This is a genomic window from Micromonospora chokoriensis, assembly GCF_000718555.1.
Taxonomy (GTDB): domain Bacteria; phylum Actinomycetota; class Actinomycetes; order Mycobacteriales; family Micromonosporaceae; genus Micromonospora; species Micromonospora chokoriensis_B.
The window spans coordinates 158,486-178,431 of the sequence record NZ_JOAN01000014.1 but is presented as its reverse complement, the minus strand read 5'-3'; the positions used below and the strand labels follow the sequence as shown (position 1 = coordinate 178,431).

24 protein-coding genes are annotated in these 19,946 nt (G+C 71.6%); 12 read left to right on the top strand and 12 right to left on the bottom strand.

Features of this window, described 5'->3' with window-relative positions; all coding sequences use genetic code 11:
- Nucleotides 1–25: 25 nt before the first annotated feature.
- Complete coding sequence (gene cydB, locus IF46_RS0119795; RefSeq protein WP_030489837.1) at nt 26–1,024, bottom strand: cytochrome d ubiquinol oxidase subunit II; 999 nt, start codon at nt 1,022–1,024, stop codon at nt 26–28.
- Nucleotides 1,025–1,038: 14 nt separating this feature from the next.
- Nucleotides 1,039–2,451 (bottom strand): cytochrome ubiquinol oxidase subunit I, encoded by a 1,413-nt coding sequence (locus IF46_RS0119790; protein ID WP_030489836.1) that lies wholly within the window; start codon nt 2,449–2,451, stop codon nt 1,039–1,041.
- Between the two features lie 162 nt (nt 2,452–2,613).
- Here IF46_RS0119790 and IF46_RS0119785 point away from each other — a divergent pair, with 162 nt between their 5' ends.
- The 5 genes from IF46_RS0119785 (at nt 2,614) to IF46_RS0119765 (ending at nt 7,058) form a co-directional block, all read left to right on the top strand.
- A complete protein-coding gene (locus tag IF46_RS0119785; RefSeq protein WP_030489835.1) occupies nt 2,614–3,387 on the top strand; it encodes a lysophospholipid acyltransferase family protein in 774 nt (257 codons plus the stop codon).
- 56 nt (nt 3,388–3,443) lie between these two features.
- Entirely contained in the window at nt 3,444–4,019 is a 576-nt protein-coding gene (locus IF46_RS0119780; protein WP_157563184.1) for a hypothetical protein, read from the top strand.
- An 88-nt stretch (nt 4,020–4,107) separates the two neighbouring features.
- Nucleotides 4,108–4,875: a glycerophosphodiester phosphodiesterase gene (locus IF46_RS0119775; protein ID WP_030489833.1), complete on the top strand. Its 768-nt coding sequence runs from the start codon at nt 4,108–4,110 to the stop codon at nt 4,873–4,875.
- A gap of 18 nt (nt 4,876–4,893) precedes the next feature.
- Complete coding sequence (locus IF46_RS0119770) at nt 4,894–6,285, top strand: MFS transporter (protein ID WP_030489832.1); 1,392 nt, start codon at nt 4,894–4,896, stop codon at nt 6,283–6,285.
- A 56-nt stretch (nt 6,286–6,341) separates the two neighbouring features.
- Nucleotides 6,342–7,058, top strand: coding sequence for a thymidine kinase (locus IF46_RS0119765; RefSeq protein ID WP_030489831.1), 717 nt, complete (start codon nt 6,342–6,344; stop codon nt 7,056–7,058).
- Between the two features lie 26 nt (nt 7,059–7,084).
- Here the strand turns inward: IF46_RS0119765 and IF46_RS0119760 are convergent, their stop codons facing one another.
- Together IF46_RS0119760 and IF46_RS0119755 are read right to left on the bottom strand one after the other, a co-directional pair.
- Nucleotides 7,085–8,278 (bottom strand): low temperature requirement protein A, encoded by a 1,194-nt coding sequence (locus tag IF46_RS0119760; RefSeq protein WP_084597961.1) that lies wholly within the window; start codon nt 8,276–8,278, stop codon nt 7,085–7,087.
- Complete coding sequence (locus tag IF46_RS0119755; RefSeq protein WP_030489829.1) at nt 8,265–8,723, bottom strand: hypothetical protein; 459 nt, start codon at nt 8,721–8,723, stop codon at nt 8,265–8,267. Before IF46_RS0119755 ends, IF46_RS0119760 begins: the two co-directional genes overlap by 14 nt.
- Before the next feature lie 147 nt (nt 8,724–8,870).
- Between IF46_RS0119755 and IF46_RS0119750 the strand changes: the two genes are divergently transcribed.
- From IF46_RS0119750 to IF46_RS0119740, 3 genes are read left to right on the top strand one after another with little or no spacing between them, the layout of a single operon-like run.
- Nucleotides 8,871–10,574, top strand: a complete 1,704-nt coding sequence (locus tag IF46_RS0119750; protein WP_030489828.1) for an acyl-CoA dehydrogenase family protein — start codon at nt 8,871–8,873, stop codon at nt 10,572–10,574.
- 17 nt (nt 10,575–10,591) lie between these two features.
- Nucleotides 10,592–11,779: a PQQ-binding-like beta-propeller repeat protein gene (locus IF46_RS0119745; protein ID WP_157563181.1), complete on the top strand. Its 1,188-nt coding sequence runs from the start codon at nt 10,592–10,594 to the stop codon at nt 11,777–11,779.
- A gap of 52 nt (nt 11,780–11,831) precedes the next feature.
- Nucleotides 11,832–12,338, top strand: a complete 507-nt coding sequence (locus tag IF46_RS0119740; protein ID WP_332261498.1) for a CAP domain-containing protein — start codon at nt 11,832–11,834, stop codon at nt 12,336–12,338.
- Nucleotides 12,339–12,352: 14 nt separating this feature from the next.
- Here IF46_RS0119740 and IF46_RS0119735 read toward each other — a convergent pair whose 3' ends face one another.
- From IF46_RS0119735 to IF46_RS0119710, 7 genes are all read right to left on the bottom strand, one after another.
- Complete coding sequence (locus IF46_RS0119735; RefSeq protein WP_030489825.1) at nt 12,353–13,351, bottom strand: tyrosine-type recombinase/integrase; 999 nt, start codon at nt 13,349–13,351, stop codon at nt 12,353–12,355.
- A 71-nt stretch (nt 13,352–13,422) separates the two neighbouring features.
- Nucleotides 13,423–13,848: an Hsp20/alpha crystallin family protein gene (locus tag IF46_RS0119730; protein ID WP_030489824.1), complete on the bottom strand. Its 426-nt coding sequence runs from the start codon at nt 13,846–13,848 to the stop codon at nt 13,423–13,425.
- Nucleotides 13,849–13,916: 68 nt separating this feature from the next.
- A complete protein-coding gene (locus IF46_RS0119725) occupies nt 13,917–14,432 on the bottom strand; it encodes a GNAT family N-acetyltransferase (RefSeq protein WP_030489823.1) in 516 nt (171 codons plus the stop codon).
- A gap of 273 nt (nt 14,433–14,705) precedes the next feature.
- Nucleotides 14,706–15,221, bottom strand: a complete 516-nt coding sequence (locus IF46_RS0119720; protein ID WP_030489822.1) for a DUF2087 domain-containing protein — start codon at nt 15,219–15,221, stop codon at nt 14,706–14,708.
- 16 nt (nt 15,222–15,237) lie between these two features.
- Nucleotides 15,238–15,360: a hypothetical protein gene (locus IF46_RS35535; protein WP_269639522.1), complete on the bottom strand. Its 123-nt coding sequence runs from the start codon at nt 15,358–15,360 to the stop codon at nt 15,238–15,240.
- A 70-nt stretch (nt 15,361–15,430) separates the two neighbouring features.
- Nucleotides 15,431–15,622 (bottom strand): DUF397 domain-containing protein, encoded by a 192-nt coding sequence (locus tag IF46_RS0119715; protein ID WP_030489821.1) that lies wholly within the window; start codon nt 15,620–15,622, stop codon nt 15,431–15,433.
- Nucleotides 15,613–16,380, bottom strand: a complete 768-nt coding sequence (locus IF46_RS0119710) for a DUF5753 domain-containing protein (protein WP_030489820.1) — start codon at nt 16,378–16,380, stop codon at nt 15,613–15,615. The genes IF46_RS0119715 and IF46_RS0119710 overlap by 10 nt, the downstream gene beginning before the upstream one ends.
- A gap of 115 nt (nt 16,381–16,495) precedes the next feature.
- On the opposite strand from IF46_RS0119710, the gene IF46_RS0119705 reads away from it, so the two are divergent.
- From IF46_RS0119705 to IF46_RS0119690, 4 genes are all read left to right on the top strand, one after another.
- Nucleotides 16,496–16,765 (top strand): hypothetical protein, encoded by a 270-nt coding sequence (locus tag IF46_RS0119705; RefSeq protein WP_051724014.1) that lies wholly within the window; start codon nt 16,496–16,498, stop codon nt 16,763–16,765.
- 36 nt (nt 16,766–16,801) lie between these two features.
- Nucleotides 16,802–17,341: a GNAT family N-acetyltransferase gene (locus IF46_RS0119700; protein ID WP_030489818.1), complete on the top strand. Its 540-nt coding sequence runs from the start codon at nt 16,802–16,804 to the stop codon at nt 17,339–17,341.
- A gap of 163 nt (nt 17,342–17,504) precedes the next feature.
- Nucleotides 17,505–18,026, top strand: a complete 522-nt coding sequence (locus tag IF46_RS0119695) for a SigE family RNA polymerase sigma factor (RefSeq protein ID WP_036392601.1) — start codon at nt 17,505–17,507, stop codon at nt 18,024–18,026.
- Nucleotides 18,023–19,291 carry a hypothetical protein gene (locus tag IF46_RS0119690; protein ID WP_157563178.1) on the top strand — a complete coding sequence of 423 codons (1,269 nt, stop codon included), beginning with the start codon at nt 18,023–18,025 and terminating at the stop codon, nt 19,289–19,291. The genes IF46_RS0119695 and IF46_RS0119690 overlap by 4 nt, the downstream gene beginning before the upstream one ends.
- On the opposite strand, the gene IF46_RS0119685 is transcribed toward IF46_RS0119690, so the two are convergent.
- On the bottom strand, nt 19,217–19,873 hold the full coding sequence (locus IF46_RS0119685) for a GNAT family N-acetyltransferase (protein ID WP_084597959.1): 657 nt from the start codon (nt 19,871–19,873) through the stop codon (nt 19,217–19,219). The genes IF46_RS0119690 and IF46_RS0119685 overlap by 75 nt on opposite strands.
- Nucleotides 19,874–19,946: the final 73 nt, after the last annotated feature.

Here is a 19,946-nt window from a genome sequence, read left to right as displayed (position 1 = left end):
GCGGGAGGCAGGGGCGGGTGGGGGGTCAGTGCTGGGGGATGTTGGCTACGCCGATGCGCTTGCGGAACACCCAGTACGTCCACCCCTGGTAGGCCAGCACCACCGGTGTGAAGATCACCGCCACCCAGGTCATGATCTTCAGGGTGTACGGGGTGGAGGCGGCGTTGGTGGCCGTCAGCGTGCCGGCGGTGTCCAGGGTGGAGGGCAGCACGTTCGGGAACAGCGCCGCGAACAGGGTCGCCACGGCCAGGCCGATCGCCACGGCGGTGCCGGTGAACGCCCAGCCCTCCCGGCGTACCCGGGCGGCGGCGAGGCCACCGAGCAGGGCGAGGGCCGCGCCGACGGCGAGCACGACGGCGGCGGCGCTGGAGCGGATGCTCAGCGTCCAGGTGAGGAATCCGACCGCGAGCACGGCGGCGCCGACACCGAGGCGCACGGCGAGCGCGCCCGCGCGCTCGCGGATGTCACCGGTGGTCTTCAGGGCGAGGAACACCGCGCCGTGGGTGAGGAACAGCGCGAGGGTGGTCGCACCACCGAGCAGGGCGTACGGGTTGAGCAGGTTCAGCAGGCCACCGACGTACTCGTGGTCGGCGTCCAGTGGCACGCCGCGCAGGATGTTGGCGAAGGCGACGCCCCACAGGATCGCCGGCAGCAGCGAGCCGACCACGATCGCCGTGTCCCAGCGGCGCTTCCAGGACGCCTCGGGGCGCTTGTGCCGGTATTCGAAGGCGACCCCTCGGGCGATCAGGGCCAGCAGGATCAGCAGCAGCGGTAGGTAGAAGCCGGAGAACAGGGTGGCGTACCACTCGGGGAACGCGGCGAACATGGCGCCACCGGCGGTGATCAGCCACACCTCGTTGCCGTCCCAGACCGGGCCGATGGTGTTGATCAGGACGCGGCGTTCCCGGTCGTCGCGGCCGAGCACGGGCAGCAGCATGCCGACGCCGAAGTCGAAGCCCTCCAGGATGAAGTACCCGGTGAACAGCACGGCGACGAGGAGAAACCAGATGGTGGTCAGTTCCACGATGGGCTCCGGGATCAGTAGGCGAAGGCGAGCGGGCGCTCGGCGTCGTCGGTGTCGTCGGTGGGGGGTTGCTCGCTGACGTCGGGCACGCCCGCCTTGGCGTAGCGCAGCAGGAGCTTGACCTCGATCACGGCGAGGGTGGCGTAGATCAGCGTGAAGGCGGCGAAGGAGGTAAGCACCTCGGCCAGCGAGACGCTGCGCGACACCCCGTTGCGGGTGAGCATCTCGCCGAAGACGATCCACGGCTGGCGGCCCATCTCCGTGAAGATCCAGCCGAAGGAGTTGGCCAGCAGGGGCAGCACCGGCATGGCCAGCCCGGCGCGCAGCAGCCACTTGCTACTGGGGGTGCGGCCCTTGCGCTGGCTCCAGAGCACCAGCAGGGCGATCGCGCCGGCCGCCATCCCGAAGGCGATCATGAAGCGGAAGCTCCAGTAGGTGACCGGGATGATCGGGGTGTAGCTGCCGGCACCGTACTGGGTGGCGTACTGGGCCTGGAGGTCGTCGATGCCCTGCACGGTGCCGTGCGGGTCGCCGGTGCCCAGGTACGACAGCAGGTACGGGATCTTGAGGGCGAACACCTCGCGGCTGCCGTCGAGGCTGCCGATGGTGAGCACGGAGAATGAGGCGGGGCTCTCGGTGGTGTAGAGGCCCTCGGCGGCGGCCATCTTCATCGGCTGCACGTCCGTCATGATCTTGCCCTGGATGTCGCCGGTGAACAGCACGGCGGCGGAGGCGACCAGGACGACCCAGGAGCCGAACTTGGTGGCGAAGCGGTACGCGCCGGTGTCGGCCGAACCGGGGTTGCGGATCACGTGGTACAGGCCGACCGCGACGACCAGCGACCCGGCGACCAGGAAGGAGCCGGCCAGGGTGTGCGGGAAGGTGATCAGGGCGACCTTGTTGGTCAGCACGGCTGGGAAGTCGGTCAGCTCGGCGCGTCCGCTGTCCGGGTTGATCCGGTAGCCGACCGGGTTCTGCATGAACGAGTTCGCGGCGAGGATGAAGTACGCGCTGAGGTTGGTGCCGATCGCGGCGGCCCAGATGCTGGCCAGGTGCGCGCGCTTGGGCAGCCGGTCCCAGCCGAAGATCCATAGGCCGATGAAGGTGGATTCGAGGAAGAACGCGACAAGCGCCTCGATGGCCAGGGGTGCGCCGAAGATGTCGCCCACGAAGCGGGAGTAGTCGCTCCAGTTCATGCCGAACTGGAACTCCTGCACGATGCCGGTGACCACGCCCATGGCAAAATTGATCAGGAACAGCTTGCCGTAGAACTTGGTGAGCTTGAGGTAGCGCTCGTTGCCGGTGCGGTGCCACATCGTCTGCAGGATGGCCACCAGCACGGACAGGCCGATGGTCAGCGGCACGAAGAGGAAGTGGTAGACGGTGGTGACACCGAACTGCCAGCGGGCAACGTCCAACGCGTCCACCTGAAAACCCCCAGCCATCCGTACTACGAGACGTAGTAAATACTACTGCTCGTCGTAGAGAAAAGGGCAGGGCCGGGTGGCCCGAAACGACCCGGGACCAATGACCCTGATCACCCGACCCGCCCTCGCGGCCCCGCCGCCGCGTGCGACGATGGCGCGCTGATGAACACCGCACACACCACCTGGCAGCCGCCGCTGATCTGGCGCGCCGCCCTGCTGCTGGCCCGTGGCCTGGTCAGCCTGCTCGCCCGCCTCGAGGTCACCGGAGACGTCCCGGCGCACCTTCGTCGCGGCCCGCTGGTGCTGGCCGCCAACCACATCAGCCCGTTCGACCCGGTGGTGATGGCCGCCGCCTGCCAGACCCGCGGCATCGCACCCCGGATCATGGCGACCGCCGGACTGTTCCGCGTCCCGGTGTTCGGTGCCGCCATGCGCCACGCCGGGCACATCCGGGTCGACCGGGGCACCAGCGCCGTGCACCGGGCCCTCGACGACGCCGCCGCGGCCGTCGCCCACGGCTCGGTGATCCTCATCTACCCCGAGGGGCGCATCAGCCTGGACCCCGGCCTGTGGCCCGAACGCGGCAAGACCGGCGCCGCCCGGCTCGCCCTGGCCTGCGGCGCACCGGTCGTCCCGGTCGCCCAGTGGGGTACCCACGAGGTGTTGCCCTACCAGGCGCCCCGGGGAATGCTGCGCGGCATCGCTCGGTCACTGTGGCGCCGCCCGGTGATCCGGGTGCACTTCGGCGCCCCCGTCGACCTGGGCGAGACCACCGCCGACAGCCCTGGCGCCGCCCGCCGGGCCACCAGTCGGATCATCGACGCGCTCACCGACACCCTGGCGCCGCTACGCCCCGACGAGCCCGACCTGCCCCACCACGTCGACCCGGGCCGCCCCACCGACCTCACTCGCGTGCACCGCCGTCACTCAGCCTGAGCGGCGTGCTCCCGCCCGGGCACCTGAGCCGTACGGGCGACCGGGACAATGATCAGGTGTCGCGCCGTCGTCTCGTCCTCGCCGCAGTGCTACTCCTCGTCGTCGGCGGGATCGGCTACGCCGGTCTGCGGATCGAGCACCACCACGCCAAGAACCAACGGGACCTCGCCGACCTGACCAGACTGTCACCGTGGCCGCGGGATCAGCTGCTGATCCCCGACGACGTGACCGGGCCCGGCACCGTCGGCTGGCTTGAGCGCGGCGGCCTCGACATCGCCTACCAGCTGCGCACCGCCGATGGCCGGACCGTGCCTGTGCTCTGGCGGCTGCGCGTGCCGCAACCCGCCAGAGGGCTACCCGCAGGCGTCGACTGCGGCTCGCCGCGGGTGCGTACCTGCACCGACCTCAGCGGCGGGAGCACGCTGATCGTGACCCACGACACCGACAACAGCGACCCGTCCATCGCCCTCTATCGCACCGATGGAGCCAAGGTACGGGCGATCGAGGTGCAGGGGCCGGACCCGGTCGGAGTCGACGAGCTGACCGCCGCGCTCACCCGCGTGCACCGGCCCAGCGACGCCGAACTGCTGGACCTGTTGCGCCACGACGGCTACCAGACCGACTGGAGCTGACCCGCCCCCGACGACAACGGCGGCGCCGGCGGGCGACAGACGCCCACCGGCCACCCGCCGGCCACCAACCGAGGGCATACTGCGTCGCGTGCTGACCCGATTCGGCTACCTCGACGCGCCCGCGCCGCTGGCGTTCGCCCACCGTGGCGGCGCCGCCGAGGGCGACGAGAACACCACCGAGGCGTTCGCCCGTGCCATCGGCCTGGGCTACCGGTACGTGGAGACCGACGTGCACGCCACCGCGGACGGCGTGGCGGTGATCTTCCACGACCCGACGCTGCGCCGGGTGACCGGTGAGGCGGGGCGCATCGCCGAGATGAGCTGGGCCGACCTCGCCTCGGTACGCGTCGGCGGCGCTGCCGTCGTACCCCGCCTCGATGAGGTGTTGGACGCCTGGCCGCAGGTCCGCTTCAACATCGACGTGAAGGCCGACGGCGGCGTCGAGCCGACCGTCGCCACCGTGACCCGGGTCGGCGCCGGGGATCGGGTGCTGCTCGCCTCGTTCAGCGACGCCCGGCTGACCCGGCTGCGCGCGCTCACCGGCGGACGGGTCGCCACCAGCCTCGGCATGCGCGGCGTCGCCCGGCTGCGGCTCGCCTCCCTGCACGGGCGTCCGCTGCGGCTGCCGCCGTCGGTGGTCGCCGCGCAGGTGCCGCCGCGCTACGGGCGGGTGCCGGTGGTGGACCGCCGGTTCCTCGACTACTGCCACCGCATCGGCCTTCAGGTGCACGTCTGGACGATCGACGATCCCGCCCAGATGCACGACTTACTGGATCGTGGCGTGGATGGCATCATGACCGATCACGTCGGCGTGCTGCGCGACGTCTACCGCAGCCGCGGCCACTGGGCCGCCTGAGGCATCGAAGGACCCCCGATGGCCGAGACCGTGCCCCCCACGGTGACCGACGCCCCGCCCCCGGCGAGCACCCGCCGCGAGCGCCGCGGCTGGTACATCTACGACTGGGCGAACTCCGCGTTCCAGACCACGGTCATCACCGTGTTCCTCGGCCCGTTCCTCACCACCGTCGCCGAGCTGGCGGCCGGCTGCGAGCTGGGCGCGGACACCTGCGACGGATACGTGTACCCGCTGGGTATCAAGGTCGCGGCCGGGTCGTACTACCCGTATCTGATCTCGCTGTCGGTGTTTCTCACCGTGTTCGTGCTGCCGGTGATCGGGGCGATCGCCGACCGGTCGGCGCACAAGAAGCGACTGCTCGGCGGCGCCGCGTTCACCGGCGCTGGCGCGACCATCGCGATGGCCTTCGTCACCGGCGACCGCTACCTGCTGGGCGGGGCGCTGTTCCTGGTCGCCAACATCTCCTTCGGCGCGGCGATCGTGGTCTACAACTCGTTCCTGCCGCAGCTTGGCGGCCCCGACGAACGCGACGGCATCTCCAGCCGCGGCTGGGCGCTGGGCTACCTCGGCGGCGGTCTGCTGCTGGCGCTCAACCTCGTCGCGATCACCCTGCTCGACGAGGGTGACAACCCGCAGCGCACCCTCGACCTGGCGCGCTGGTCGATCGTCTCCGCCGGAGTCTGGTGGGCGTTGTTCACGCTGGTGCCGCTGCGCTGGCTGCGGGAGCGCCCCAGCGTCGCGGCCCTGGCCGGCGGCGGCAACGTGGTCACCGACGGGTTCCGGCAACTCGCCGGCACCCTGCGCGAGGTCAAGGCGTACCCGCTGACGCTGTTCTTCCTGCTGGCGTTCCTGGTCTACAACGACGGCATCCAGACCGTCATCACCCTGGCCAGCCAGTACGGCACCGAAGAGCTGCGCCTGGAGCAGAGCACCCTGATCATCACCATCCTGCTGGTGCAGTTCCTCGCCTTCGGCGGCGCGTTGAGCCTCGGCGCGCTGGCCAAGCGCATCGGCGCCTGGAAGACCGTGCTGCTGAGCCTGGTGCTCTGGACCGGTGTGATCATCGGCGCGTTCCGGCTGCCGGCCGAGGCGCCGGTGCCGTTCATGATCCTCGGCGCGGCCATCGGCCTGGTCCTCGGCGGCAGCCAGGCGCTGAGCCGATCACTGTTCAGCCAGCTCATCCCGGCCGGGAAGGAAGGCGAGTACTACGGCTTCTACGAGATCAGCGACAAGGGCACCAGCTGGCTCGGCCCGCTCGCCTTCGGCCTGGTGTTCCAGCTCACCGCCTCGTACCGGGTGGGCCTGGTCTCACTGCTGATCTTCTTCGTGGTCGGGTTCCTGCTCCTCGCCGCCGTGCCGATCCGCCGTGCCATCGTCGCCGCAGGCAACACGCCACCCCGGGTGCTCTGAGCACGCCACCCGCGCCCGGCCGATCCGAGCCGGTCAATGGGCTAGGCTGCCCGACCGTGACCGACGACGACGCCACCGCCCCGACCTGCCTGGCCCACCCGTTCCCCGGCCAGCCACACGCGCCGGCCGGGTGCGCGGCCGCACGTGGGCTCGACGGGCGTCCGGTGCACGCGGCGGCGTTGAAGTTCTTCTGGGGTCCGATGGACTGCGGCAAGTCGACCATGGCGTTGCAGATGAACTACAACCACGCCCGGCAGGGCCGACGCGGGCTGGTCACCACCCGCATCGACCGGTCGTTGGGGCCGCAGGTCACCACCCGCATCGGCCTGGCCCACGAGGCCATCGAGGTCACCGACGACCTGGACCTGCGGGCCTTGGTGCGCGGCCGGTGGGCCGACGGGGTACGCGTCGACTACCTGATCTGCGACGAGGCGTGCTTCTACACCGTCGAGCACGTGGAGCAGATGGCCGAGTTGGTCGACAGCTACGACGTCGACGTGTTCGCGTTCGGCCTGGCCACCGACTTCCGGTCCCGGCTGTTCCCGGCCGCGCAGCGGCTGTTCGAGCTGGCCGACGAGGTGGCCCGCATCCAGGTCGAGGTGCTCTGCTGGTGCGGCCGCGAAGGGCTGCTCAACGCCCGCGTCGTCGACGGGCAGGTCGTGCGCGAGGGCGCCCAGGTCGTCATCGGCGACACCGTCCAGACCGCCGAGGTGCGCTACCAGGTGCTCTGCCGCCGGCACTACCGCAGCGGCGACCTCGGCCCCCGCGACTAGGTGCCGGGCACCCGGCGAGGAGCGGGTCATCGCACACCCGCCAGTGACCGGAACCGGTCGGTCAGGATGACCGCGACGGTCACCGCCAACGCCAGCGTGGCGCAGGCCGCGACGGGCACCCCCAGCCCCACGCAGACCGGCACCAGCGCGAGCAGCACCACCGCCGCGGTGATCCGGCTGGTCGGCAGGGTTCGCCAGAGCAGCGTCTGGTAGGCGGCGTGCCCGGCGAGGAACAGTGCCGGGCCACCCAGGGTGAACAGCGCGGCGACCGTGGTGGCCGGCGCGCCGGGCTCGCGCAGTAACCGCTCGTCGCCCGCCGAGGTGACGATCACGCCGGCGACGATCATCGGGTGCAGGAAGTTGAACGCGACCCGGCTCAACGCGCCGGTGCGCTCACCGGCGTGGGCGATGACCTCCGTGGCGGCCGAGGCCGACCGGGCGAAGTACACCCACCACAGCGCCACCGACCCGGCGAATGCCACCAGGAACGCGGCGAACGTCATCAGGTCCACGTGCTCGGTGAGGGTGCTGCCGGTGACCAGGATCGACTCGCCCAGCGCGATCAGAACGAACGCCGCGGACCGCTCGGCGAGGTGCCCACCCTCCACCATCCACCGCTCGGGGCGGCTGCGTCCCCGCCTCGGCAGCGGGTAGCCGATCGCGAGGCCGACCACCTCGATCACGATCACCGCCGCCCACACCGCCGGCCGGGCGGTCCCGTCGGCCAGGCCGCCGAGCACCACGAGCACCGACGTCCCGGCGATCCACGGTAGTGACTGCTGAAATCCGGCGACCAACCACGGACTGCCCTGCACCGCCCACAACGCGAACACGGTGCGGCCCACCTGCACGATTACGTAGACCACCGCGAAGAGCAGGCCGGTCTGGGCGAACGCCTGCGGGATCGCCGCCGACAACGACAGGCTGCCCAGCGTCACCCCGATCAACATCGCCCGTACCGGTCCCTGGTCCGGTTGCAGCCAGTTGGTCAGCCAGGTGGTGTAGATCCAGACGAACCAGACCAGCGCCAGCAACAGGGCGGTACGCGCGGCGCCACGCCAGTCCGGGTGCTCGATCAGGTAGTGCGACAACTGGGTGATGGTGAAGATGAAGACGAGGTCGAAGAAGAGTTCCGTCGAGGTGGTCGGCTGCACCCCCTGACGTGGTCGCAGCAACCAGGGACGCGCCGGGGTGACCGCCGGTGGATCAGAAGGGGTCACCGCACACCCGCCAGTCCCCGCCCTCGCGGACCACCGGCAGACGACGTTCCTCGCTGAGCCCGCCGGAGCGGGTGACCTTCACGGTCACCGTGCCTTGCGGCTTCCCGCTGCGGGTGGCCACCGACACGTCGGTGATCTCGTAACCGGTGACCATCGGCGGCGTCCGCACCCAACTGGTGAAGCCGATCGCGCTCCACCGACTGCGGGCGTCCTCGCAGAGCCGTTCGTACGCCCGGTCGCTGTCACCGAGGGACACCTCGCTGAGGAAACCGTCGGCCGTCTCCCGGATCGGGCCAGTGGCCTGCCGGACGGTCTGCAGGTTCCAGGCGCCCAACCCGGCCACCCCGACGCAGCACAGGGCCACGCCGAACCCGGCGAACGCCAACCCGGTGCGCATCGGGCGGTGACGCCGGGCCGGTCGGCTCCATGGCTGGCCGGCACCCACGACTACCGACCGTAGAGAACACGCTCGCACCGATGGGCGACAAGCCGGAAACTGGGTGCGCCCAATGGGCGCGTGTGCCCTGTTCGCGGCGGCCACGCATCGTCTACCGTCGGCGCACACCCCCCGAGCAGTGCCAGGAGCCGATCGATGAGCCGCTTCGTGCAGCCGGTACCACCCCCCGTCGACCCGTACGCCGGTGATGGCCTGCTGCGGTCCTGGCTGGAGCGCCACCTCGGCCCGGGCGGGCACGCCGCCGCGAAGGGCCGTCTCGCGGACCTGGCCGCCGACGTCACCGGGCCGCTGCGCGCGGCGCACGCCGACGCGGAGGCGCACCCGCCGACGCTGGTCCGCTACGACCCGTGGGGTGCCCGGATCGACCGCATCGACACCTCCGCCGGCTGGCAGGCGCAGCGCGCCGCCGCCGCCCGACACGCCGTGGTCGCGCTGCCCTACCTGCCGGACGCCCGGGGCACCTGGGGTGCCGCCGCGCGGGTCGTGCAACACGCTCTACTGCACCTGTACGGGCCGGAGTCGGCGACGTTCTCCTGCCCGGTGGCGATGGCCGACGGGGCAGCGGCGCTGCTCAGCACGCCCGACGTCGACGCCACGGTCCGCGACGCGTGGCTGCCTCGGCTGATCTCCACCGACCCGGCCACGGCGATCACCAGCGGGCAGTGGATGACCGAGGCACAGGGCGGCTCCGACCTGGGCCGATCCAGCACCCTCGGCCGACCCGCGGCGGATGGCTCGTGGCGGCTGACCGGGGAGAAGTGGTTCTGCTCCGCCGCCGACGCGGCGATGGCGGTGGCGCTGGCCCGACCGGAGGGCGCCGGCCGGGGCAGCCGGGTGCTCGCCCCGTTCCTCGTCCCCCGGTACGCGGTCGACTCACCGTTGGCCGACGCCACGGCGCCCGGCGCACCCGCACCGGGTGTCACGGTGCACCGCCTCAAGGACAAGCTCGGCACCCGGGCGCTGCCCACCGCCGAGATCGGTCTGCGCGACGCGTACGCGCTGCCGTTGGGCGACCCGGGTGTGCCCGGTCTGGTCCGGGCGATGACCCTGGTCGTGGTGACCCGGGTGCACAACGCCGCCGCGGCCGCCGGTGGGATGCGACGTGGTCTCGCCTACGCCCGCGCGTACGCCGACGTGCGGCACGTCGCTGGCGGCCCGCTGGCGTCCTCGCCCCTGCACCGGGCCACCCTGGGCACCCTCGCGGTCGACGCGGCGGGCGCGTTCGCCCTGGCTGGGCACGCGTTCGCCCTACTCGGGCGGGTCGAGGTCGGCGCCGACCCGCAGGCCGCGGCGGAGCTGCGCATCGTGGCGCCGTTGGCGAAGCTGGCGACCGGTCGGCTCGCCGTCAGCTCCGCCAGTGAGTACGTGGAGAGCTTCGGCGGGGCCGGCTACGTGGAGGACACCGGCGTGCCCCGGCTGCTGCGTGACGCCCAGGTGCTGCCGATCTGGGAGGGCACCACCAACGTGCTGGCCCTGGACGTGCTGCGCGCGCTGACCCGGGAGGACGCCGGGGCGCCGCTGCTGAGCCGCCTCGCCGCCGCCGTCGACCTGGCTCGGCCGCTGTCGCCGGTGCTGGCCGATACCTTGGCCGCTGCCGCCGGGCAGCTGGGCGACACCATCACCGCGGTGACCGCTGACCCGGGTGCGCCGACGGTGCTCGCGGGTGCCCGTGGGCTGGCGCTGCGCCTGGCGTACGCGCTGAGCGCCGCGTTGCTCGTCGAGCACGCCGCGTGGGGTGACGAGCAGGCGGAGTTGGCCGCCCGACTGTGGGCGCGGCGCTGGTTGCGACACGAGGAGATCGCCGAGGACGCCCACCAGCATCTGGATCTGCTCTGCTGACCGGTCGGCGCGAGCGGATGGGCGGGCCACCCGTGTCGGTGCTGATCGAGCTGGGTGACGACCGGGGCGCACCCCTGGACGACCGGGGGCCAGCGCCGCGGGTGTCCCGCCGCTGGCGGGCGGCATCGTTGGTGGCGGTCTGCGCTCTGCTCGGTGGCGCGGCCCCGGTCGCGCGCCTGACGCCCCAGATCGGGCCCGCGGTGCCCGCCCGGGCGACCGTGTTCGGCGCTGGGCCGCTGCTGTTGATCGTCGACCCCGGCACGAACCCGCCGACGCTGAGCGCCTACGACTCGGCCGCGCCGCACGGCCCGGCGCAATGGCAGGTCACCGTGCCGCCTGCCGTCGGGTGGTCCGCCGAGGTAGCCGGTGACCTGCTGCTGCTCGTCGAGCGCGATCAGGCGCGCGGGGCCCGGGTGACCACCGCGCGGTCGGCGCGGACCGGTCAGCCGCTATGGCGTCGACCCGAGCGGGTGTACGCGGCCGGGGACGCGGCGGTCGCGGTGAGTGAGGTCCGCAGCGCCTCCGAGCCGGGGCAGCGGGTCGAGGGCACGGTGCACGGCGTCGACCTGATCACCGGCGCGACGCGCTGGTCGATCCCGGTGCCCTCCACCGCCGTGCTGCGGGTGTTGCCCGGCACCCCCGGGCGGTTGCTGCTGGTGCAGGACGACGGGATGGCCCGGCTGCTCGACGCCCGCGACGGCACGGAGCATGGGCGGGGACGGCTTCCGCCGGCCGACTACGGCCCGGACAACCCCCAGGTCGCTGACGGGCACCTGGTGCTGCGCCACCCCAGCGGCGGTGCGGTGGCGCTGACCGGGTACGACCTGCCCGGGCTGACACCGCGCTGGCAGGTTCCGGTGCAGCCGGGTGAGCTGACCCTACGTTCCTGCCAGGGCCTGATCTGCGGGCAGGACGAGCACGGGCGCTGGGCGATCGACGCGGGCACCGGGGAGCGGGTGTGGACGTGGTCGGCCGGCGCGCGCTGGCATTCCGTGGCGGGTCCACGGATCGCCACGGAACCGCTGGTGCTGCTGGGAATGGCGGCGGACGGCAAGCGTGCCCTGGTCGCGACGGTGGGGCGCGACGGTCACCGGGTGTCCGCGGTGCTGCCGGCGGGCCTGACCGACTGCCGGCGGGTCGGCACCGGTCTCATCTGCCGCGACGGCACCGCCCGCGTCACGCTCTGGCCCCTCGACGTGCGCTGACTCTGCCGTCAGCGCACGGCTGGGGCCCGCGGGCAGGGGCATCCCCGCCCTAGTGGATCATCGGTCTACGAGACACAGAAAGGGGTGTCCTGACGTGGATGAGGATGACGACTATCTCTTGGCCAGTTCCGAAAGGGAGTCACCCGGTCGGCCAGCGGTCATCATCAGCCCGGACAACCACCGGCGCCATCTTGAGGACACGGTGGTGCTCTTGACCAATCAGGCCAGAGCCAGGGCTCGCGTACCCCCACTGAAGATGAACGAGCTGCTTCGTCAGGCGGCCCGCAGTCACAGCCTCGACATGGCGCGGCGTCGCTTCTTCTCCCACATCGACCCGGAGGGCGGGACGCCCTTCGACCGGATGCGGGCCCACGGCTACGACTATCCCGCCGGCGAGAATATCGCCGGTGGGCAGCGTCGGCCGCACGAGGTCATTCATGCCTGGCTGAACAGCCCTGGGCATCGCGCCAACCTCCTGCACCCCGACTTCTCCGAGATCGGCGTCGGCGTGCATCTGGGCTACGGCCCGCTGTGGACGCAGACCTTCGGCTACGCGTGACGACGCGACGACCTTCAGCTGCGGCGACGCGACCGGGCCGCCCACACCGCGTACGCCGGGTCGCGGTCGAGGTTGTGCCGGTCCCGGTCGTAGCGGCGGGTGGTGCGGGGGTCGGCGTGCCCCATCGCGTCCTGCACGTCCTCCAACGGCACGCCCTCCGAGCGGGCCGTGGTGGCGAAGGCGTGTCGCAGCGAGTGCGGTGACAGCTTCGCCCAGGCGGGGATGCCGGCGGCGCGGGCGAGGCGGCGGACCATCCGGAACACCGAGTGCCGGTCCAGTCGGGCGCCGCTGGCGGTGATCAGCAACGGGCCGGTCAGCTGCGGCACCGGTACGCCGGTGGTGGCGGCCCGCTCGGCCAGGTAGGCGTCCACGGCGTACGCGGTGCCGGGGGTGAGTGCGCGGCGGCGCTGCTTGCCGCCCTTGCCGACGAAGCGCACGCTGCGGTGGCCGCGTTCGGTGCCGAGGTCGGTCAGGTCCAGCGAGATCAGCTCGCCCACCCGCAGGCCCAGGTCGGCGAGGAGCGCGATCGCCGCCCGGTTGCGCGCGGCGGTCGCGCCGGTGTCCGCGTCGGCGGCGCTGAGCAGGGCGTCCACCTCCTCAGGGGTGAGCCCGACGGTGGCGGAGTGGTCCCGGTCGACGCGCGGTCGGTCGGCACCGGAGACCGGGTTGGCCGGCACTGCGCCCAGCTTGACGAGAAAGTCGTACCAACTGGACAGCGCCGAGAGTCGACGCGCGACGGTCGCCGGGGTCAGCGGTCGGCCGCTGTGCGCGCCGATGCTGCTTTCCAAGGCGCGGGCGTACTCGTTGACGTGCAGGAAGGTGGCTTGCAGTGGGTCCAGGTCACGGCCGACGCACCAGCCGAGCCAGCCGGTGACGTCACGCCGGTACGCGTCGCGGGTGTGCTCGGAGAGCCGCCGGTTACGCAGCCACGCCTCGGTGACCTCGACCGGCCCGCTCGGCAGCGCTGGTGGCGCGGACGGACGGGGTAGCACCGGAACGTTGGAGATCACCATGTGAAAAAGGCTCTCAGCCTCGGGTGGGATCGGCGTGCAGGCGCGCCGATCCCACCCGTCGCTGTGGCGGATCAGGCGTTGATCTGCCGACGGCCGTCGCCGTTGGCCTTGATGGTCACCCGGCGAGGCTTGGCGCGCTCGGCGACCGGGATGCGCAGCGTCAGCACCCCGTCCTGGTAGCCCGCCTCCAGCTTGTCGGCGTCCAGAGTGTCACCAAGGAACAGTTGCCGGGTGAAGGTGCCCATCGGGCGTTCGGCGGCGACCAACTCGACGCCGTCGCCGGCGGGTCGGCGACGCTCGGCGCGGACGGTGAGCACGTTGCGCTCGATGGTGCAGTCGATGCTGTCTGGATCGACGCCGGGCAGGTCGAACGCCGCGTAGAAGTGGTCGCCGTCGCGGTAGGCGTCCAGGTGCATCATCGCGGGACGGGCCGCCGTACCGAAGAACTGCTCGGCGAGTCGGTCGATCTCGCGGAACGGGTCGGTACGCATCAACATGGTCATGCCTCCTCGGTTCTCCTGGCCGAAGGTGATGAGTTGAGCCGGGGAGACTCAACTTCCTCTTCTTATTTAGCGCGTCCGCGAGCCGACGTCAACTGCTTCTCGAACCAGTGCTCGGCGTAGGGGCCCTCCGAGTACGCCGGGATCTCCCGGTAGCCGTGCCGGGCGTACAGGGCGCGGGCCTCGACCAGGTCGTTGCGGGTGTCCAGCCGGATCCGGTCCGCCCCGGCAGCGCGGGCCTGCTCCTCGACGGCAGCGAGCAGCGCGGCGCCCCCACCGGCGCCACGATGCTCGCGACGGACGTACACCCGGGTCAGCTCGGCCCAGCCCGGCTGCCAACGCAGCCCGGCGCAGCCGGCCAGGTCGCCATCGTGGTGAGCGAGCAGGAGCAGCCCGCTCGGGTCGGTCAGGTCGTCGCTGGGCAACTCGGCCAGCGCCGCGTCGACCTCGCCGGGCAGGGCCGCGCGGCGGTGGTAGCGCACCACCATCTCGGTCATGTACTCGCGCAGCAGGAGCACCGCGTCGGGCTGGTCGGGTCGGCTGAGACAGGTCGTCCAGGCTGGTCGGGCGGTGATGGTCATCTGTTGATCATCACCACCCGGTCAACGGCATTACCTCGGCGGCTCGCCGACGCGGCCAGTCGGCCAGGTTCCGCAGCCGCTGCCAGGCGTGGGTGGCGACGACGACGCGGCACTCGTGCCGCGGATCGCGGTGGTCAACTCCTCGGCCAGGCTTGACGACAGGCGGTTGGTTGGCTCGCTTCAGGCGAACACCCATCGTGGAGGCGTGGGCTGGGTGGGCCGTCGGTGGACGTGCAGGAGGCCATGCGCCGAGGCGGTTCGCGCAGCGGACGATCAGAGCCGCTGGTAGATGCCGTGCTCGCGGGTGAGCAGCCGCTCGTCGATCAGATACCGGCGTAGCGTCGCGTGATCCGACCCGCCTGCGGCGCACCACGGCTTGAGCGCGTCGTCGACGGCCCGCTCCGGATAGCGGATGCCCTGCTCGAACGACTGCTCGGCGATGTGCACGAGCAGCACCCGCCGCCGGCTCGGCTGCGCCGGCAGACTCACCAGGACACCCGCACGCAGGAAAGTCCGCAGCACCGGGTCGGCGGCGGGTTCGGCGGCGTCGGCTGGGCGGCTGTCGCGGGCGGTTGCCCGCAACGACGCCTCGTCGGCCGCGAGCACGCCGTCCGCGTCGATGACGAGGCCCGCGTCGGTGAGCCGGCGGATCCCGGTGAGCACCACCCGCGCCGGCAGGCCGGCGCGCTCGGCGACCTCGGTCGCGCTGGTCGCACCCAGCACGATCGCCGCGAAGATCCGTCGCCGTCCGTCGTCGGCCAGGGCTCCGGCCAGCACATGCGCAGTCACGCCGGTCACCCTTCCATCAGCGGTACGCGGACCGCCAGGCGATTTCCGGCCCTACTAAATCGGTCAGCGGCTGCTCGGCGACGAGCAACACCCGACGCAGCAGGGCCGAACCCACAAGCGTCCGCTGATCAAGCGGCAACTACCTGGTCGGCCCGGCCCACGCGAAAGGCTCCCGGCGCTGGCCGGGAGCCTTCGTGCGATGTGGTGGGTCAGCCGGCGTCGCGGGCCATCGCGACGAAGCCATGCCACGACTGCGGGGTGAACGTCAACGTGCCGCCGTCGCGGTCTTTCGTATCGCGAACGAGGACCACGCCCGGAAGGTTGTCGGCAACCTCGACACAGTCGCCACCGTTGCCGCCGCTCTTTGTGCTCTTCCGCCACCGCGCACCGGTCATGTCCATGATGCTGCCGCTTCTCTGAGAAGTTCCAAGGAACGCCCTCGGGGCAGGGCCTCTCCGCGAATACGCTCCCACCGTCGTTCCAGGCTAACAAGGTCATACGTTTGATCGAGGATCTGCGCCTGCGCCGCGCTGTCGACGTGCGCGACCCGCGACCCGTCCGGCATGTCCGCGATGGTGAACGGTCCGTCGAGCCCGGCGTAGCTGGGCGCGTCCGCCGGGACGATGTGCAGCTGCACGCTGCCCGTCTCGACGTGCCCGACCAAGCGGGCGAGCTGCGCCGCCATCAGCGCGCGGTCGTCGCCGACGCGCCGCCTCAGCACCCCCTCGTCCAGCACGGCGATCAGCAGTGGTCCGCCGCCCCGACCGAGAATCGCCTGCCGGCTGATGCGCGCCTCGGCGAACTCGGCGACCGCTTCCGCTGTCAGCACCCCGCCGGCCAGGGTCGCCCGCGCGTACGCCTCGGTTTGGAGCAACCCGGGTACCCAGGCGAGTTGGAACGACCGCAGCGTCACCGCCTCGCGTTCGAGGTCGACCCAGGGCCGGAACCACACCGGCTCGCGACGACGGACCACGTCCGGCCAGAGTGCGTCGGCATCCTTTGCCAGCAATCCTGCGACGGTCGCACGGTGTCGGCTCTGTGGAATGTGCCCCGGGTTTGCCCACCTGGCGACGGTCTTCGGGTGCACGCCGAGCTGACCTGCGAGGCTCTCGGCGGTGTGACCCGCCGCAGCCAGCGCTGCGACAAAGGCGTGATTCATGCCGTCCCTCCCCCGGGACAAACGAGCTGCCCTGAAGAGATTAGATAACGCTGTGTGTTTGTCCAGCAACCCCCGGCAAAGTGCGGTGTAGACGGCGCTGCGACGAGGGGGAGTTGTGCAGGACGAGCAAAAGGTACGGCAGCCCGCACGTCCGAAGCACTCTCCGTTGCGGCCGTCGTGGCGCTGCCCGGTCTGCGGCATCCTGTGGCCCTGCTCGGCTGCGAAGCTGCGCCTCCTCGGCGAGTACCGCGATGATCGGCCGGGCCTGCTGGTTCACCTGGCGAAGCTCCAGGAGGAGGCCACCGCCGATCTCACCAAGCTCAACCCGGATGTCGCTCTGCCCGATCTGACCCCGCGTTTCGTCGACTGGGCTGAAGCCCGCTGAGCCGATGCCGACGGGGCGGGCGATAGGTTGCCCGCCATGACTGAACTTGGGTCCATCGCCTGGCCACCTGCCCCGATCAAGACCGAACGGCTGGTGCTCCGTGAGCCCGAGGCCCGAGACCGGGCGGCGATCATCGAGCTGTTCACCTCACCGGAGGTGGGCACGTACCTGGGCGGCCCACGAGCGCGTGATGAGTGCGAGCGCGCAATGCCCGAGACGCCCCCGAGGCGTCTCGGCCTCTTCGTGATCGAGCTCGACGGAGCGATGATCGGCATCATCGAGCTCAACCGGCGCGGCGCGGAGCGTCGGAGTCACGACCGCCCGGAGGCCGAGCTCGGCTACCTGCTCCTGCCAGAGGCATGGGGACGCGGGTACGCCGCCGAGGCGTGCACGGCGGTGCTCGGCTGGTTCGCCGACGCGCTTCCCGGCGAGCCGGTGGTGCTCTGCACCCAGATCGCCAACGACCGGGCGATGCGGCTCGCGGCGAAGCTGGGGTTTACCGAGGTGCAACGGTACGAGGCGTGGGGCGCCGAACAGTGGATGGGCGTGTGGTCCCCGGTGACGCCGTCCGTCTGAGCGCCCACCGATCACCCTGCAGGCCGTCCGAGGGTCCGGGTTGGCCGCGATTGCCACGCGCGATGCGCCGTGCCGCCACCCGGGATCGCCGACGCGCACTCTGCACCGGTAAACCTCGCAGGCACCCATGGTGTCTTGTTGGTTGACGAGGCCGGGAGGTCAGATGAGGGATTCGCGTGGGACGGAGTTCGATGACTTCGTTCGCACACGGTCGGCGGTGCTGTTGCGGGTTGCCTTCCTGCTGACCGGAGACCGGCACGCTGCGGAGGACCTGCTTCAGGAGGTGCTGGAGCAGGTGTATGTGCGATGGCGTCGGGTGCAGAGCAGCCCCGAGGCGTATGCGCGGCGTGCGCTGGTCAATCGGTCGATCAACCGGTGGCGTTGGCGGGCCCGGCGTCCGGAGCAGGCGTTGGGTGACCACGACGGGGTAGCCCGGGACCACGCCGAGGCCGTGGCGGTTCGCGAGTTGGTCGTCGGGGCGCTGCGGGCGCTGCCGGCCCGGCAGCGGGCCGCTGTCGTGCTCCGCTACCTGGAGGACCTGCCAGTCGTCGACGTCGCGGCGGCGATGGGGTGCTCCGAGGGCGCGGTGAAGAGTCACGCCTCGCGTGGGTTGGCTCGACTGCGAGAGGCGCTGGCCGGAACGAGTCTCGTCATGCCCATCACTGGAACCGGGAGTTCGCGATGACCATGAACGACAGTGACGTGCGCGGCATCCTGCATCGCGCGACGGACGACCTGGTCAGCCCGCCGGGTCTGCTCGCCGAGGTGCGTCGGGGTGGACGGCGTCGGGTGGTCCGTCGGCGGGCCGTGTTGGCGGCGGTCTGCGCGGCCGTGGTGGCCGTTCCCGTGGCCGGCGTCCTCGACCTGCCCGGCAACGCCGGTGATACACAGCTCGCTTCACCACTGCTCGACGAGCCCACTCGCGGTGACCTGGCCACCGACGAAGGGTATCTGCGGCAGGTCCGCGAGGTGTGGCAGCGCGGCATGGAGCAGGCCGATGATCCGCCGCGCGGCGAGCCGAACATCGTGTGGGCAGGAGATACGCCTGCGGGCCCGGCCGCCTACGTCGCCCATGCCACCGTGCACGGCATGACGGTGGGGTTCGTCAAACCCACCGCCGACGGTCCGCGCGTCGGCACTCTGACGCAGGTCACCGACACCGAAACAGACGGCCTTGAGCAGGCGGCGCTGCTCGGATCCCAGCGCGACGTGCTTGTTGTGCTCGACTTCGGGCAACCGGCGGAGTTCTCCCCGCAACTGCGGTACGCGCCCGATGGCAAGGTCGAGCGGACCTTCGAGCCGGTGGTGTTCCGAGACGGTGCGGCGGTGTTGTCGGTGCCGCCACAGCGCACGAAGCTCACCGTCGCGCTCTCCCGTACTCCCGTTGGACGGGAGAACGTGATTCACATCGACGGTACGAGCGAGATCTACTTCCCCGGCAACAAGGATCGGCCGGCACCACCGCTGATTCGGCGCACGCTGCCCGGGGCGGAGCAGGTCTGGGGCATCGACCCGGCTGCCAAGGAGGTGAACGCGCCAACCGAAGCCCTCGCCGAATACCTCGACCCGGCCGGAGCGCACACGCTCAATGGCTCTCCCCTGCTGTGGGTCTACGGCGTCACCCCCGACGGTCGGCGGCTCCTCGTGGAAACCGTCCAGTACGACGACGGTCCTTCCCGCGTCATCGCGCTGCTGGCCGGCAACAACCTCCCCTTCGAAGCGGTGGCCAGCACGACCGCGGACTGGACAGCACCACTACCGGTGCGGCTACGACTGCCCGACGACCAAGGCGTCGTCGTCGCCGCCGAGGGCTCGGCGCTGAGCTACCGAGCCGGCGAAGGGCAATGGCAGGACGCCGGCCGCGACGCGGCGCTGCTACCCGCGACCGCCACCGACGTACGGGTCACCGACGCCAACGGAACCACCACCAGCGTCCCCGTCGGTTCCTGATTCAGCCCCCGTCGCCAGCCGAGAGTGCAGGTGCATGTCGTGCCAGCCGTCGGCGTGGCGCACCGACCCTCGGGCCACGCCCTCCTCGGTGAACCCGGCCCGTCCGGCCACCCGGCAGGACGCCGCGTTGCCGGTCGAGTGCTCCAGCGCCAGCCGGTGGAACCCGCCCCGGGTGAAGGCCCACCGGGTCATGGCGAGCAGCGCCTCGGTGGCGAGGCCTCGACCGCGCGCGGCGGGCACCAGCCAGTACGACACCTGCGCCGACGCCTCGGTCAGCAGCACGTCGCGCAACCCCACCTGACCGACGGGCCGGTCGTCGGCGTCGACGAGCGCCCAACTGGCGGCGCTCTCGTCGCGCCACCGGCCGGCCCACTGCGCTGTCCACGACAGTGCCTCGTCGTCGCTGTCGAGACGACGCACGTGCCATCGCTGGATCACCGGACAGTCGAAGGCAGCCCGCACGGCCGGGGCGTCGTCGTCACGCCACGGCCGCAGCGCCAGCCCGGGGCGTACCGGAAGGTGGGGTTGCTTCTGGGCGGCGAGGCTGCCGGCGGGCAGCGCGGGTACGACGAGCAGCGGCATCCATCCATTATCGAGCCGGCGGCCGCACGCACCGGCCGGGCCACCGACGAGCGCGGCGACCACGTCGAGGGGC